Genomic DNA, 14,828 nt, shown 5'->3' on the forward strand with positions numbered 1-14,828 from the left:
TTACTCCCACCCAACGATTCGCCCGATGAAGCGCAGCGCGTCGCTGTAACCGGTTTTCTGGCGGGCATGATCGCGCACATCGCGCGGCTGCTCGAAAGTCCCAGCCCACAGCCCCGCCTTCGCTCCCCTCGCCTCCATCTCTTCCCTGCCGTAACCACCATAGGAAACGGCCATGCCTCGGCGCACCATGCCGGCATTGATGTCGCCGCCCGTCCCACTCCGACAGACGACAAGCAACCTGTCGTAGCGGTCGCGCCGGTTGCCTTGGCAAAGCGTTCCCGATGCCCGCACCATCTCCTGCAGCGCCTCGCGCGCCAGGCGTCCGCAAGCCCAGGCCTTTCCAGCACGTTCGCAGCTCTGATCAAGCTCAGGCGCATCAATGCCTTCGAGGCGAAAGCGCTCCCTGCCCAATGTCAGGCTATCGCCATCGGCAGCATGAAAGGCGCCCGCACGCTTGATTGTTGCGCTATCGTTGATCTTGGCGGTAATCAGCGCCAGGAGGGCCAACAGGGCAAAAGCGGTCACGCCGTCACGAATCAGGCGCAGGCCCCGTGTCACGCTTTCGCCTCCTTAAAAAACAAATCCTTGGCAAAGATGGCAAACATCTTCTTAAGAATTGCCGGTTAAGCTCTTATCCACCCTGGGATGAAGTTTCAACGTGCACATGAGTACCGGCGTAAGCACATCGACCGACAAGATTATCGTCGACAGGTCGCGCAGCCACCGCAATAAGCCCGTTTCCAAGGCTGTGCGGCAGACGCGCGAACGCCTGCAGTCCGGTCACGCGTCCAATTCCGCCTTCGACCGTGACGTACTCAAGATGTATATAGCGTCAATGATGCAGGGCGCGACGATCATGCCGCTCTTCATCGTCATCATCACCGCACTCGGCGTCTATTTCACTCAAGATACCCAATTACTGTTATGGGCGCTGCTGACGCTCACCTGTCACGCCGGCAACATCCTGCTCGCCCGGCGCGCGCGCAGGCAGGAGATCACCTCCGAGAGCGCCCGCAAGTGGCGCCGGCTGCTGCTGCTCGGCCAATTCCTGGTCGGCTGCTGTTGGGCCGTGTTCGCGCTCCAGGGGTGCGACACCTGCGAGCCGTCGAGCTTCATTCTCTATAAGGGCGCAACATTGCTGATTGCGCTCTCCGTCACGGCGATGTCGAACTTCATGTTGACGCCAGCCGTGCTGGTCGCATTCGCACCGGCGGTCCTGGCGCTTGGCGCCAAGAGCGGTCTGTCGCGCGACCTTCTCGAAATCAGCCTGACCGGGGTCTTCACCACCACTCTCCTCTTCTTCAACTATATCAGCGACCGGCTCTTCAAATCGAACCTCAGGATCCTCTCCTATCAGTCGGAGAAAGACGACCTGATCGCCGAACTGGAAGTAGCGAAATCGATGTCTGACGAGGCACGCCGCCGCGCCGAAGAGGCAAACCTCGCTAAGTCCCGTTTCCTTGCGTCCATGTCGCACGAGCTCAGGACTCCGCTGAATGCCATCCTCGGCTTCTCCGAGGTCATGTCGGCCGAAGTCATGGGCCCGCTCGCCAATCCGACCTACAAGGAATATGCCGGCGATATCCATCGCTCCGGCCAGCATCTGCTCGATCTGATAAACGAAATCCTCGACCTGTCGCGCATCGAGGCCGGCAAATACGAACTGAGCGAGGAAGCGATCTCGCTGCTCGATATCACCGAAGATTGCATTGGCATGGTCCAGTTGCGAGCCCGCGCCAAGAACATTGCCATTTCGGATCAATTTGAGCGGCAGCTGCCGGCTATCTGGGCGGACGAGAAGTCGATGCGCCAGGTAGTGCTCAACCTCCTCTCCAATGCCGTCAAGTTCACGCCCCAGGGAGGCGAGATCCACGTCAAGGTCGGCTGGACGGCCGGCGGCGGACAATACATCTCGATCAGAGACAACGGCCCAGGCATTCCGGAAGAAGAGATTCCCGTCGTCCTCTCGGCCTTCGGTCAGGGTTCGATCGCCATCAAGAGCGCCGAACAGGGTACCGGGCTCGGCCTGCCGATCGTCCAGGCGATCCTTGCCAAGCATGACGGACAATTCCTGCTGAAATCGAAGCTACGTGAGGGCACGGAGGTCATCGCCATCCTGCCTGCCAAGCGCGTGCTCCAGAGCCTTCCGGCCGTCGAAGAGGCCCAGCCTGTAGCGCGCAGGCGCAAGAGTTTCGCTTGATTCAGGTGAAAAACAGGTGCTTGCCGAGCACGAAACTCAGGTAGAGGCAGCAGGCGGCGATCATGCAGGCCACGGCGAAGGAACCGAGATCCTTGGCATGTTTGCCGACGATCGAAATTTCCGGTGAAATCCGGTCGATCACCTCTTCGACAGCGGTATTCATCGCCTCCATCGAAAACAGCCCGAGAAACAGCAAGACCGCGGCGACGATCTCACCGGCGGTGGCTCCCACCGACACCAGCGCCGCCATCGAAACGACGAAGAAACCGAGCTCCTGACGGAAGGCCGCCTCCTTCAGCACCCGCAGGAAGCCCGCCCAGGAATAACTGGCCGCGGCGATGAAATGCCGAAATCCGGTCTGCTTCGTCACCGCGGGCTTCGTCAAGATCGATCCCCTAATGCTTGTTGCTCACACCTGCCTGGGCAAACGTCGCCATGCCGGAATGGCAGGCAGCCGCGGCTTTGACAATGCCGGCGGCCAACGCCGCCCCGGTGCCTTCTCCCAGCCGCATGCCGAGCGCCAAAAGCGGCGTCTTGCCGAGCATCTCGATCGCGCGCAGATGGCCGGGTTCGCTGGAGACATGGCCGATCAGGCAATGATCGAGCGCGGAGGGATTGGCGGCTTTCAGGATCGCCGCCGCGGCAGTTGCGACATAGCCGTCGATCAGCACCGGTATGCGCTCCATCCGGGCGGCTAGGATGGCGCCGGCCATCGCCGCGATCTCGCGGCCTCCAAGCCGACGCATGATCTCCAAGGGATCGTCGAGATGGTCGCTATGCAGCTCCACCGCTTTCTCCACCGCGGCGATCTTGCGCTCCAGCATCTCGCCTTCCGAACCGGTGCCGGGTCCCACCCAGTCTCGCGCCGATCCGCCATAGAGAGCATAGTTGATCGCTGCCGCAATGGTCGTATTGCCAATCCCCATCTCACCGATGCAAAGCAGATCTGTACCGCCGGCGATCGCCTCCATGCCGAAGGCCATGGTTGCGGCGCAATCACGCTCGGAAAGCGCCGCTTCCTCGGTGATGTCACCGGTGGGATAATCGAGAGCAAGATCGAAGACCTTCAGTCCGAGGTCGTGGGCAACGCAAATCTGATTGATCGCCGCGCCGCCGGCGGCAAAATTTTCGACCATCTGCTGCGTCACCGTTGCCGGAAAAGGCGTGATCCCTTGCCTGGTGACGCCGTGATTGCCGGCGAAAATAGCCACCAGCGGCCGGTTGACGGCAGGCTGGCGCCCAGTCCAGGCGGCAAGCCAGAAAGCAATCTCCTCGAGCCGTCCGAGCGCGCCCGGCGGCTTGGTCAACTGCGCGTCGCGTTCGCGCGCGGCCACCAGCGCGCGGGCATCCGGCCCCGGCAGGTCACGGAGCAGGGTACGGAAATCGTCGAACGGCAGGCCTGAAACGCTCATCTGTGCGGTTTTCCTATGAATCGGCTGTTCTTGTTTTTTTGACGCAAATCAGCTTCTTTGCGGTGGCTTTCTCTTAAAGCCGGCGGACGTAGCGAACAACACCAAAAGCACCGCAGCCCCTCCGGCAGAACGAAACAGAATGAAGATCAAGGACTATGCGGTCGATACCGCCCGCGCCGTTGCCTTTCTGAGCCGCCTTCCCATGCCGCCAGCGCTGTTCAAAGCCTATGACGGCAGGCTCGGCCGCCTGGTGCGTGCCTTTCCCCTTGCCGGCCTTGTCATTGGCTTCATCCCGGCGCTCGCCCTCCTTATCCTTTTGGGCATTCGTGCCGATCCACTGGTGGCGGCGCTGATCGCGCTTTCCGTCCAGGCTCTTGCCACTGGCGCGCTGCACGAAGATGGCTTGGCCGATACAGCCGACGGCATCGGCGGCGGCAAGAACCGCGAGCATAGCCTCATCATAATGAAGGACAGCCGGATCGGCACCTATGGCGCGATAGCGCTGATTCTTTCCTTCGCGGTCCGGGCGGCCGCACTCGCCGCCATTGTCCGCAATTCCTCGCCGCTCGCCGCAGCCCTTGCGGTTCCTGCCGTCGCAGCGCTGAGCCGCGGCGCTATCGCCTGGCACTGGCAACGGCTGCCGCCGGCAAAAGTCGATGGCGTGGCCGCCTCGACCGGCCAGCCGAATGAGGCGGCGATGCATTTTGCGCTCGTTTCGGCCGGTCTGCTCGCCGCGCTTCTGATCTGGCCGGCATTCGGCCTGCAGCCGCTCGTCGCCAGCTTGCTCGCCAGCGGCGCTGCAGGATTTGCCTTCACCGCAGTCATCCGCCGCAAGCTTGCCGGCCACACAGGCGACACGCTGGGCGCGATGCAGCAGATTTGCGAAATCGCCACCCTTTGCGCCCTTGCCACGGCTCTTTGAAACTCCGATATATCCTCCATGCAAACACCCTGCATTCACGTCTGCTCCATGGTCTCGGCGACGGGATTTTGCGCTGGTTGCGGCCGCACCCTTCAGGAGATTGGTGGCTGGACGAACTATACCGATGCCGAGCGGCGCCGGATCATTGCACAGTTGCCGGCAAGGCTCGCGACCGCGGTTGCGAGGAGCCGGATGACAACGAACCCCGCCGAGCGGCCGGAGCGGCCTTTATGATTCGTTTCACTCTCTTCCTTGTCGTGATCGGCATCGGCCTTGCCGTTCTAATCCTCAGCGATGACCGCGGCCGCATCCTCGGCATGCAAAGCGACGAGTTCGGCCGCTTCATTTACTTGCTGCCAATCGCGCTGATGCTGTCGGCCGGGGTCTGGGCAAGCAGGCGCAGCGTCGGTGAAACCATGCGGCAGATGATGATATGGCTGGTCATCATCCTAGCGCTTGTGACTGTCTATCTCTATCGGCAGGAGGCACTCGGAGTCGGCAATCGGGTGCTCGCCGGCCTCCTTCCCGGTCGCGCCGTCGTCGTCACGACGAGCGAAGGTGGCGAGGAAATCATTCTGCACAAGCTGTTGAACGGCCATTTCGAGGCCGAGGTCGATGTCAACGGCCAAACGGTCGAGATGCTCGTAGACACGGGCGCCAGCATGGTGGCGCTCTCGCACGAGGACGCCGAACGTATCGGCATCGATCTCACCCGCCTCACCTACTCGATGACCGTCATGACCGCTAACGGGCGAACCCGCGCAGCCCCGATCACGCTGGATCAGGTGTCGATCGGCCCGATCGTCCGCAACAATGTGGCAGCCACGGTCGCCGAGGACGGCCGGCTCGACCAGAGCCTGCTCGGCATGAGCTTCCTGGAAACGCTGGGTTCTTTGCAGATGCAGACTGATGAACTGCGCATGCGTGATTGAGCCGGCAGAATAAATCATCCCCCAGATCCGCTTTTAAACGGCTGTCCATCAGGAACACGGCACGCGAGTCGTCGATCAACAAGAGCTGCGAGGAGCGCTGCCGACAAGGCAAGCGATGCGGACGTCAGCAACATCACGAGCAGTGTCGGAACGGCCCCTGCCTCCCGGAGAAACAGCCCGGCGATCGAAGCGATCAGCGCTGCACCGGCGATCGACATCGCTGCGGCAAGGCCTGCGGCGGTGCCTGCGAGATCGGCCCGAACCGACATAACACCGAGATTGGCGGCGGGAAAGGTCAAGCCATTGCCGATACCGATGAACATACAGGGACCGAAAAATGCCAGGACATGCGTGACGCCTGAGATCGACAGCGTCAGTCCCAGCAGCAGGCCGATGCACGTTGACAAGCGCGCAATGACGAGCGTGGTGCTGAGTGATTTCCCCCCGAGTCGGGCAGCGAGATAACTGCCCAGAATGAACCCTGCCGGAATCATTCCCATGAAGAAGCCCAGCTTCGCGCTTGATCCGCCGAGCGAGGAACTGACGGCCATGGATGCGCCTCCGAGGAAAACATAGAGAGTGCCGGTGGAGCAGGCCATGCACAGCGTATACGACCAGAACCGCGATGAACTGAGAAGCTGCCTGTAGGAAGCAAAGTAATTGCCGCGCGGTCTCGATGCGAGTCCGGCGGTTTCCTTGAGCTCGCGCATTGACATGACGAGGATGGCTGCACCAAGGAGCGCAAGAGCGAGGAAGATCGCGCGCCATCCCAAGACTTCATCCAGAACACCGCCGAAACTCGGAGCGAGCATCGGCGCGATAGCCCATCCCATTGCCGCGTAGCCGATCCTGTTGGCGGCTCCGCGCTCACCCGCCGTCTCCTTGATGGCGACGAGAGCGACGCAGAAGCAGGCGGCGATCGACGCCTGCATCACGCGGAACAATAGGAAGATGCCAATATTGGGAGCCAGCGCGCAGCCGATGGAGGCCACAATGAAGATGGAAACGGCGATCAGTGCGACTGGTCGACGCCCGTAGTGATCCGACATCGCGCCCGCAACGATTTCCGTCAGGGCATTGATGATCGCATAGCCCGCAATCGAAAGATTGACGACTGCGAAATCGGCCTGGAACGTAGCTGCGATATTTGGCAGCGCCGGCAGATATATATTGATCGGCAACACGGAGAGCGCCGTCAGCAGAAGAAGGAACGTGCGCCTGGGCGCCGGGGTCGAAGTGGGGCGGTTGCCTGAAGTCTGCGCAGAATCGTAGCGTGACATGGTCTCGTCCGGTCTTGTCAGGAAGATTGTGGGAATCTGACGAGGCGCAGCGCAAATTCAGGGCACAAAAAAAGCCCCGTCAGGAGCTCGATTTACCGCGCATGGGGCTGCTCGCCGGATGGTTACACCATCCTGCCCATGCGCTCTATCACCACGACATGAACCGTTGCGATCTTCATGGTCGTACAGCTAGACGGAAACCCGAACCTCGTCAACGCTAGGTTTCCGGCACCCCTGAAAATAGCCCAATGCCGCTTTACGGCGGCGACCTGATCTGTCACCTTCAAACGCAATAACAAGACCACAAAGAGCAAAAAGAAACTCCTAGTCTGGTGGCACCCAGCATGTTCGACCGGCATTCGCTTGAAGCGAAAGCCTTGACCCATGGGTGCGACAGGAGTTTCGCCATGAATTCATTCTGGCCGATCATGGTCGGCGGCATTCTGCCCGCCATTTTCTGGGGCATCACCGCCATCTTTCAGAAGCAGAGTGCCACGGCCGCGACCGGCTCCGCCATTTATATGATCGCCTTCGGTTCGGCCTGCGCACTCGCAGGCCTGATCGCCGCCCTCATCTGGCGCCCCGCGCCCTGGACCGCCGAGGGCCTTGGTTTTGCCGCCACGGGAGGCGCCTGCTTCGCCGCAGGCACCGGCCTCATCAGCTTCGCGCTCTTTGCTTACGGCATTCCGGTGTCGAAACTCGCTCCTATCTGGAGCTGCAACGTGCTGGTGACGCTGGCAATCGCTGCCGTCTATCTAGGCGAAGCCTCCGAACTGAACATGGTCAAGCTTGCCATAGGCACCCTCCTCATCCTGTCAGGCGCGCTGCTCGTCAGCAGCGCGTGAGCGTAATCAGTAAGAGATTAGAACTTCACCGATCCGCTGGCGTCGCCTTACAGCCAGCAGAGTCGTGATACCAGAGTCAGCCTCACCCGACAAAATATCGACAGTAGCTCGCCGACCGGAGAACTCTACCCGCGGTCGCGAGTTCTGAAAGGAGCAAGGATTCGGCGGACAATAAATGCTCAATCCACCATTCGCCCCTGAGCCCGAATGCAATGTGATCGCAAGATTGATGGTGGGATCGCTTTGATCGGCGAGGCTGCAGGTACTGTCAGGAAGGCATGACACCTCAGCGGATAAAGGCTCCTTTCCCTCGATCGCCACGGCATAGGTAACCTTGATGGGATGGGTGGCCTCCTCCGACAGACTCTGCGGAGCTAGGCAGAAGATCGAGGCGATTGCGAAACATCCGAAGACATTGCTGCCACCAATCCCGATTGCCCCATGAACCGACCAAGCCTCGCTAAGCAATCTTGATGTTGAAATTGCGGCGCTCGTTTGGGACCGCTTCAGTTGCGCAGCCGATATCCTGTCTTGAAGATCCAGCCGAGCGTTCCCAGACAGATTGCCAGGAACACGGTGATCATCGCCAGGCTGATCGCCGGGTTGACATCAGCAATCCCGTAAAAGCTCCAACGGAAACCGCTGACGAGGTAGAGCACCGGGTTGAAGTGGCTGACCGCCTGCCAGAAGGGCGGCAGCATGTTGACCGAGTAAAAACTGCCGCCGAGGAATGTCAGCGGCGGCACCACAAGCATGGGAATGAGGTTCAGCTGCTCGAAATTGCCGGCCCAGATGCCAATCATGAAGCCGAACAGGCTGAAGGTGATAGCCGTCAACAGGAAGAACAGGATCATCATGAAGGGATGCTCGATCCGGACGTCGACGAAGAGATTGGCGGTCAAGAGAATGATGACGCCGATGATCAGGCCTTTGGTTGCCGCCGCCCCGACGTAACCGAGCAGGATCTCCGTCATCGCCACGGGGGCCGACAACACCTCGTAGATCGTGCCGGTGAATTTCGGGAAGTAAATGCCGAAGGAGCCGTTGCTGATGCACTGGCCGAGCAGCGTCAGCATGATGAGACCAGGCGTGATGAAGGCGCCGTAAGAGACGCCCTCCACTTCCTGGATGCGCGAGCCGATAGCGGCGCCGAAGACGATGAAATAGAGCGAGGTCGAGATGACGGGCGAGATGACGCTCTGCAGCAGGGTACGGCGCGTGCGCGCCATCTCGAAGAAATAGATGGATTTGACCGCTTCGAAGTTCATTTTTCCGCTCCCACCAACGCCACGAAGATATCCTCGAGCGAACTCTGCCGCGTCGAGAGATCCTTGAAATGGATATTGTTCTCGCCCAGTCGGGTCAGCAGCGTTGGGATGCTTTCCTGCTCGTTATCAGCGTCGAAATCATAGGTGAGGCGGCTGCCGTCCGCTTCCAGCGTCAGGCCATTGTCGGCAAAACAGTCCGGCAGCCGCCTCAGCGGTTCCACTAGATCGAGTATGAGCTGCTTCCGGCCGAGCTTCGCCATCAGCGCCGCCTTGTCCTCGACCAGCAGCAGCTCGCCGCCGTTGATGACACCGACGCGGTCGGCGATTTCCTCGGCCTCTTCGATGTAATGGGTAGTCAGGATGATGGTGACGCCAGAAGCCCGAAGTTCTTCGACAACGCGCCACATATCCTTTCGCAGCGTCACGTCGACGCCAGCTGTGGGCTCATCGAGGAAAAGGATATTCGGCTCATGGGAGAGCGCCTTGGCGATCAGAACCCGTCTTTTCATGCCGCCGGAGAGCTGGCGCAGCGTATTGTCCTTCTTGTCCCAAAGCGAGAGCGCCCGTAGCACCTTCTCGATATGCGCTGGATTGGCTTTCTTGCCATGTAGCCCGCGCGAAAAACTCACCGTGTTGAACACCGTTTCGAACTGATCGGTGGTCAGTTCCTGCGGTACCAGTCCGATCATCGAGCGCGTGGCGCGGAAATCCTTGACGACGTCGTGGCCGGCCACCACTACCCGGCCGCCGCTCGGATTGGCGATGCCGCAGATGATCGAGATCAGGGTCGTCTTGCCGGCGCCGTTCGGTCCGAGCAGAGCCAGGATCTCGCCCTTCTCGACGTCGAGGTTGACGCCCTTCAGGGCCTCGAACCCGTTGGCATAAGTTTTGGTCAGGTTCTGAACGGAAATAATGGGGGCCATGCAGGACTCTTGCAGATTCTCGAAGTATTTCGGCCCGCTATATAGTCTCTCTGTGACGCTTTGACATCCTTCGGGAACGTGAACACTGCATTCACGCCCCGCCAACACAGTGGCCTTCGTCCAGTCGATCACCCACTGACAAGCCTCCCATAGCCGACTTACGATTGTCATCACATCACGCGATCCTCCCTGAAAAGAAAGGTAGCGGCCGGCTCCGGATGTCATCATCCGGTGATATTCATGCTCGATAAGAGAGCCGAGGCAAGCAACCGGTATCCGCCCCGCCGCCCATTCCTTTGCGGAGCCGTTTTCCGGCGTTCTCGTTGCGCCCTTTTCCGCTGCCTCGGCATGTAATGAAAGTTATTGTCAGTCACCAACTGCTTGGAACCGGCCAGTATCCCCGTCCAGCCGCGTTCGTCTTAGCCGGCCTCTGCGCCGGCTTTCTTTTTGTGTCGCCGTTGAGGCGGTGGGCGACCTCGTCCCTCGAAGCCCCTGCCGGGCACCTCAGAGACTGCATCGAAAAATCGATAAATGCTCTCAGGATGAGGCCGGAGGGAGGTCGCGCTTCCACGCCGGAAGGCGCAGCTCGGGCCAAATAACACCGGATTTTGCGCAACGGCGTATGCTGGCCCTAACGACACAGCACAACAATCAGCCCTCATCATGAGGCGCCCCGCAGGGGCCCTGAAGGACGAGGGAGGTGGAGGCTGCAGGCGCCACCCCTCACAATTCATCATAATTGAACCAGTCGAAATCCGCCGCCTTCCCCCGCCCAGACGTATCGAAGGCGAACACGCCGGCAAAGGCGCCGGTGAAGGAGCCATGCTCCCCGCGCCCGCCCTCGTCGGAAATCACGCCGGCATCGAGGGCCGGGCCGATCGGTTGCCAGGCGCCTTTGCCTTCCGTCTGCCAGAAGAATTGCAGGTCGTTTTCCCGGATTTCCATCGCAAGCTGGACGCGACCGTCGGCGGGAATTGCCACGCCGCTTCCGGCCGGGAAGCTGAGGCGGCCGTTCGGATAGTCGCCGTTGCAGGAAAGGATGGTGACGCAGCGGCCGAGCGTTTCGTGCAGCGTCACTGCGACGGCGTGGAACTTGTGGCGATTGTAATAATGCGTCAGCCCCGCGACCTGCTGGTAGGTGTCAGGCGAGAATTCGATCACGGTTTCGGCGCGGAAACTATGATGCTCCTGCCGACGCGCGACCAGCGACTGCTCGAACCAGGAGCCTATGCTCTCGCGCCCTATTAGCCTGAGATGGCCGGGACGGTCCGTCAGGCTGAAGATGCGGCCGTGTTCGGGGGTGCGCAGCCACTGGAAATCGGCTGGCAGCTTGCCCCCGTCGAAATTGTATTCGCTGCGCATCGGCTTTTCCGCTGGCACGGCGCCAAAGAGACCCGGCACATCTACATCTGGCACCGAAGTGCCGTTTTCGAGATAGAGCCAATCGTCGCGCCAGACGCATCTTTGCAAAGAGGTTTCGCGCCCCAGCGTGCAGCGCCGCTTCGGCGGCAGCGGCCGGCCGCAAAGATGGGTGTGATAGGCCTCGCCGTCTGGTGTTTCGACATATTGCCCGTGCCCTGCCCGCTGCAGCACGGCGCCGGGATGATCCTTCGAGGTAATGAGATGCATGTTCGGATGCAGCTCATAAGGCCCTTCGATCCCGTGCGAGCGGGCCATGGTGACGGCATGGTCGTAGCCGGTGCCGCCCTCGGCGGTGGTCAGATAGTACCAGCCGTTCTTCTTGAAGAGATGCGGGCCTTCGACGAGGCCGAGCGGGCTACCGGCAAAGATGTTTTTGATCGGCCCTTTCAGCGCCTTCGCCAGCGGGTCCCATTCCTGCAGTAGGATGCCGTCGAAGGCCGGCGATTTCGGCGAACCGCCATAACTTTCGGTACGGTGGTTCCACTGCATGTTGACGAACCATTTGCGGCCGTCCTCGTCGTGGAAAAGCGAGGGATCGAAACCGGAGGAATTGACATAGATCGGCTCGGACCATTCGCCCTCGATCGAGGGCGCAGTGACGATATAATTATGAGCATCCTTGAAATTACCGTCGAAGCGCTTGACGTCGGTATAGACCAGCCAAAACTGCCCGTCGGCATGGGAAAGGCACGGCGCCCAGATGCCGCAGCTGTCAGGGTTGCCGCGCATATCGAGCTGAGAGGCGCGCTCAAGAGGCCGGCGCACGAGGGCCCAGTTCACCAGATCCCGCGAATGGTGGATCTGTACGCCCGGATACCACTCGAACGTGGAGGTGGCGATGTAATAATCGTCGCCGACGCGGCAGATCGACGGATCGGGATTGAACCCGGGCAGGATGGGATTGCGGATCATGGCGGCTCCTCCTCGATTGTTGCCTGTGGTACGTACGTCAAATGGGAACGGGCTACAGCACCAACTTGCCCCCCTCATTCCTGTGCTCGTCAGCCGCCGCGCCTCTGCGCGGCGAAATGAGTGCCTTCAACCCAAGGATTTGGGCTATCTGGATCCCTGTGACATCCCTCGGACGCCTCCGAGGACAGAGATGAGGGAGGATGTGGCAGCGTACTGCCCCAAACTCCCAATCTGCCTCTCCTAATCCCGCTCCGCCGACTTTGCCCAGAGATTGATATCAGCCTCTTTCGCATAGACATCAATCTGCGCAAGCTCCTCCGCACTGAACTCGAGATTATCGAGCGCCTTAACGCAATCGACGATCTGCGACGAGCGGCTGGCGCCGATCAGCGCTGAAGTTACGCGCCCGCCGCGCAGCACCCAGGCAATCGCCATCTGCGCCAGCGTTTGGCCACGCCTTTCCGCAATCTCGTTCAGCTTGCGAATATTGTCGATGATGGAGGGGCGGATGAAGTCGCGCTTGAGGAAGTGGTTCTGTGCCGCGCGGCTGTCTTCGGGAATGCCGCCGAGATATTTCGACGTCAGCATGCCCTGAGCCAGCGGCGAGAATACGATCGAGCCCATGCCCACGTCAGCAAGCGTGTCAAGCAGCCTGTCGTCCTCGACCCACCGGTTGAGCATCGAGTAGCTCGGCTGGTGGATCAGGCACGGCGTGCCAAGATCCTTGAGAATGGCGGCGGCTTCGCGAGTGCGCTGTGAGTTATAGGAGGAGATGCCAACATAGAGCGCCCGGCCTGAGCGAACGATATGGTCGAGCGCACCACAGGTCTCCTCGAGCGGCGTCTCGGGATCGAAGCGGTGCGAATAGAAGATGTCGACATAGTCGAGACCCATGCGCTTCAGGCTCTGGTCGCAGGAGGCGATCAAGTATTTGCGGCTGCCCCATTCGCCGTAAGGACCTGACCACATGTTGTAGCCGGCTTTCGAGGAGATGATCAGCTCGTCGCGTAGGCCGGAGAATTCTGTCCGCAGGATCTCGCCAAAGGCGGTCTCTGCGCTGCCGGGAGGCGGGCCGTAATTGTTGGCAAGGTCGAAATGGGTGATGCCGAGATCGAAAGCCGTGCGGCACATGTCGATCTTTCGGTCATGCGGCGTGTCACCGCCGAAATTGTGCCAGAGGCCGAGGGAGACGGCCGGCAGCTTCAGGCCGGAGCGGCCCGTGCGGTTATATTTCATTTTCGAATAACGGTCTGCGGCCGGTTGCCAGCTCATGGAAGTCTCCTTCATCGAATATCAGCGTCGTCGGCATGCGACGTCCTCGGCTCACGAAAGCGCCGACACCTGCCCCTCATCCACCTGCCGGCACCTTCTCCCGGCGAGCGGGGAAAAGGCAAGTGCAGTAGCCTCCGTTCCCCACCACCTCTTGCATGGCAAGTCCCCTCGCCCCGTTCACGGGGAGAGGGTTGGGGTGAGGGGCAACCATCGGCAAAACCGGACCACAGTGACGCGAGGCCGACATGACGAAACTAATGGAGCAAGCGCGCCAATACGGCAAGCGCAGGTGCGCTTTCTCCGCTACCTCAACAGTGCCTGCGCCTCTTCGATGCCAAGCGCGGCCGGCTGGGTGCAAGTCGTCGTCAGGTCGATGAACCGTCCCTCCTCACCTGACTTCAGAATCGAAGTCATGACGTCGACGCCGTGCAGGGTGCGATCAAGCGAGCAGCGCGCATCACGGCCCTCGATCAGCGACATTGCCATATCGGCAAGGCCGGCGGTGCGGTAATTGGCGCGCGAGCCGCTCGGACTTTCCTGATTGATCTTGCCGAAGGGATGCTCCCAGGCCTCGAGCGGCTTGATGTCCTTGTCGCGGCCACTTGCCTCGACGGTGCCCCCGAAGAAGTTCGGGTCCGGCACGTAGAGCGAGCCATCGGTGCCGTAGAGCTCCATATTGGCATGTCGGTGAGACCACACATCCCAGCTCGCCGATAGCGTCACGGTGGCGCCATTGACGAATTCGAGCAATGCCTGGATCGTCGTCGGCGTCTTGACGGGAATGATCTCGCCGTGGCGCGGCTCGCTGGTGATCGTACGGGTCGGCGAGGCCATCGAGGTCATGGCGCCGACGCGCTTCACCGGGCCGATCAGGTTGATCAGGTTGGCGATGTAATAGGGGCCGAGATCGAGGATCGGGCCGCCGCCCGGCAGAAAGAAGAAGTCCGGGTTCGGATGCCACATCTCCATGCCGGGGCTCATCACATAGCAAGCGCCCGAAGTGATCCGGCCGATACCGCCATCGTCGACGAACTTGCGGGCGAGCTGATGGGCGCCGCCGAGGAAAGTGTCCGGCGCGCAGCCGACGGCAAGATTCTTCGCCTTTGCGATGCGGCGAAGCTCCTCGCCCTGCTCTAGCGAAAGCACCAGCGGCTTTTCCGAATAGACGTGTTTTCCGGCTTCGAGGATCGCCTTCGACACCGGAAAATGCGCATCCGGGATCGTCAGATTGACGACGACGTCGATCTCGTCATTGGCGAGAAGCGCGTCGATCGTCTGTGCCCTGACGCCATATTCCTTGGCGCGGGCCTCGGCGGCCTGCACGTTGATATCGGCGCAGGCCAGCACCTTCAGCCCCTTGAAGAGCGGTGCAAGCGAGAAATAGGTGGTGGAGATGTTGCCGCATCCGATGATGCCGACGCCAAGTTCCCTGGTCATGAT

14 protein-coding genes are annotated in these 14,828 nt (G+C 60.8%); 5 read left to right on the top strand and 9 right to left on the bottom strand.

Annotated elements, in window-relative coordinates:
* Positions 1-558, bottom strand: a complete 558-nt coding sequence (locus J2J98_RS12225; protein ID WP_064705232.1) for a thermonuclease family protein — start codon at positions 556-558, stop codon at positions 1-3.
* Between the two features lie 106 nt (positions 559-664).
* On the opposite strand from J2J98_RS12225, the gene J2J98_RS12230 reads away from it, so the two are divergent.
* Entirely contained in the window at positions 665-2,200 is a 1,536-nt protein-coding gene (locus tag J2J98_RS12230; RefSeq protein WP_064712684.1) for a sensor histidine kinase, read from the top strand.
* Between the two features lies 1 nt (position 2,201).
* Here J2J98_RS12230 and J2J98_RS12235 read toward each other — a convergent pair whose 3' ends face one another.
* Entirely contained in the window at positions 2,202-2,585 is a 384-nt protein-coding gene (locus J2J98_RS12235; RefSeq protein ID WP_064712685.1) for a diacylglycerol kinase, read from the bottom strand.
* Between the two features lie 10 nt (positions 2,586-2,595).
* The gene (gene cobT / locus J2J98_RS12240; RefSeq protein ID WP_064705235.1) at positions 2,596-3,612 is read right to left on the bottom strand and encodes a nicotinate-nucleotide--dimethylbenzimidazole phosphoribosyltransferase; all 1,017 of its coding nucleotides are present in this window, start codon (positions 3,610-3,612) and stop codon (positions 2,596-2,598) included.
* A gap of 139 nt (positions 3,613-3,751) precedes the next feature.
* On the opposite strand from cobT, the gene J2J98_RS12245 reads away from it, so the two are divergent.
* Genes J2J98_RS12245 through J2J98_RS12255 form a run of 3 tightly spaced genes read left to right on the top strand, consistent with a single transcriptional unit; the run spans position 3,752 to position 5,466 of the window.
* Positions 3,752-4,534, top strand: a complete 783-nt coding sequence (locus J2J98_RS12245; RefSeq protein ID WP_207601177.1) for an adenosylcobinamide-GDP ribazoletransferase — start codon at positions 3,752-3,754, stop codon at positions 4,532-4,534.
* Between the two features lie 18 nt (positions 4,535-4,552).
* Complete coding sequence (locus tag J2J98_RS12250) at positions 4,553-4,768, top strand: DUF1289 domain-containing protein (protein ID WP_064712687.1); 216 nt, start codon at positions 4,553-4,555, stop codon at positions 4,766-4,768.
* The gene (locus tag J2J98_RS12255; RefSeq protein WP_207601178.1) at positions 4,765-5,466 is read left to right on the top strand and encodes a TIGR02281 family clan AA aspartic protease; all 702 of its coding nucleotides are present in this window, start codon (positions 4,765-4,767) and stop codon (positions 5,464-5,466) included. Before J2J98_RS12250 ends, J2J98_RS12255 begins: the two co-directional genes overlap by 4 nt.
* A 14-nt stretch (positions 5,467-5,480) precedes the next feature.
* Here J2J98_RS12255 and J2J98_RS12260 read toward each other — a convergent pair whose 3' ends face one another.
* A complete protein-coding gene (locus tag J2J98_RS12260; protein WP_207601179.1) occupies positions 5,481-6,746 on the bottom strand; it encodes an MFS transporter in 1,266 nt (421 codons plus the stop codon).
* A 407-nt stretch (positions 6,747-7,153) separates the two neighbouring features.
* Here J2J98_RS12260 and J2J98_RS12265 point away from each other — a divergent pair, with 407 nt between their 5' ends.
* Complete coding sequence (locus tag J2J98_RS12265) at positions 7,154-7,591, top strand: hypothetical protein (protein ID WP_064705241.1); 438 nt, start codon at positions 7,154-7,156, stop codon at positions 7,589-7,591.
* Positions 7,592-8,097: 506 nt separating this feature from the next.
* Here J2J98_RS12265 and J2J98_RS12270 read toward each other — a convergent pair.
* The 5 genes from J2J98_RS12270 to J2J98_RS12290 all read right to left on the bottom strand — a co-directional run bounded on the left by J2J98_RS12270 (position 8,098) and on the right by J2J98_RS12290 (position 14,825).
* Entirely contained in the window at positions 8,098-8,859 is a 762-nt protein-coding gene (locus tag J2J98_RS12270) for an ABC transporter permease (RefSeq protein WP_064705242.1), read from the bottom strand.
* Complete coding sequence (locus tag J2J98_RS12275; RefSeq protein ID WP_064705243.1) at positions 8,856-9,782, bottom strand: ABC transporter ATP-binding protein; 927 nt, start codon at positions 9,780-9,782, stop codon at positions 8,856-8,858. Before J2J98_RS12275 ends, J2J98_RS12270 begins: the two co-directional genes overlap by 4 nt.
* A gap of 723 nt (positions 9,783-10,505) precedes the next feature.
* Positions 10,506-12,116 (bottom strand): glycoside hydrolase family 43 protein, encoded by a 1,611-nt coding sequence (locus tag J2J98_RS12280; RefSeq protein ID WP_207601180.1) that lies wholly within the window; start codon positions 12,114-12,116, stop codon positions 10,506-10,508.
* Positions 12,117-12,356: 240 nt separating this feature from the next.
* Complete coding sequence (mgrA, locus tag J2J98_RS12285) at positions 12,357-13,388, bottom strand: L-glyceraldehyde 3-phosphate reductase (RefSeq protein WP_207601181.1); 1,032 nt, start codon at positions 13,386-13,388, stop codon at positions 12,357-12,359.
* Between the two features lie 303 nt (positions 13,389-13,691).
* A complete protein-coding gene (locus J2J98_RS12290; RefSeq protein ID WP_207601182.1) occupies positions 13,692-14,825 on the bottom strand; it encodes a Gfo/Idh/MocA family protein in 1,134 nt (377 codons plus the stop codon).
* Between the last annotated feature and the right edge of the window lie 3 nt (positions 14,826-14,828).

Origin of the sequence: Rhizobium bangladeshense, from assembly GCF_017357245.1 — a bacterium.
Lineage (GTDB): Bacteria > Pseudomonadota > Alphaproteobacteria > Rhizobiales > Rhizobiaceae > Rhizobium > Rhizobium bangladeshense.

Coding starts and splice junctions, on each gene's coding strand:
- J2J98_RS12230 (WP_064712684.1), top strand. CDS start 665: ATGAGTACCGGCGTAAGCACATCGACCGACAAGATTATCGTCGACAGG.
- cobT (WP_064705235.1), bottom strand. CDS start 3,612: ATGAGCGTTTCAGGCCTGCCGTTCGACGATTTCCGTACCCTGCTCCGT.
- J2J98_RS12245 (WP_207601177.1), top strand. CDS start 3,752: ATGAAGATCAAGGACTATGCGGTCGATACCGCCCGCGCCGTTGCCTTT.
- J2J98_RS12250 (WP_064712687.1), top strand. CDS start 4,553: ATGCAAACACCCTGCATTCACGTCTGCTCCATGGTCTCGGCGACGGGA.
- J2J98_RS12255 (WP_207601178.1), top strand. CDS start 4,765: ATGATTCGTTTCACTCTCTTCCTTGTCGTGATCGGCATCGGCCTTGCC.
- J2J98_RS12260 (WP_207601179.1), bottom strand. CDS start 6,746: ATGTCACGCTACGATTCTGCGCAGACTTCAGGCAACCGCCCCACTTCG.
- J2J98_RS12265 (WP_064705241.1), top strand. CDS start 7,154: ATGAATTCATTCTGGCCGATCATGGTCGGCGGCATTCTGCCCGCCATT.
- J2J98_RS12270 (WP_064705242.1), bottom strand. CDS start 8,859: ATGAACTTCGAAGCGGTCAAATCCATCTATTTCTTCGAGATGGCGCGC.
- J2J98_RS12275 (WP_064705243.1), bottom strand. CDS start 9,782: ATGGCCCCCATTATTTCCGTTCAGAACCTGACCAAAACTTATGCCAAC.
- J2J98_RS12280 (WP_207601180.1), bottom strand. CDS start 12,116: ATGATCCGCAATCCCATCCTGCCCGGGTTCAATCCCGATCCGTCGATC.
- mgrA (WP_207601181.1), bottom strand. CDS start 13,388: ATGAGCTGGCAACCGGCCGCAGACCGTTATTCGAAAATGAAATATAAC.
- J2J98_RS12290 (WP_207601182.1), bottom strand. CDS start 14,825: ATGACCAGGGAACTTGGCGTCGGCATCATCGGATGCGGCAACATCTCC.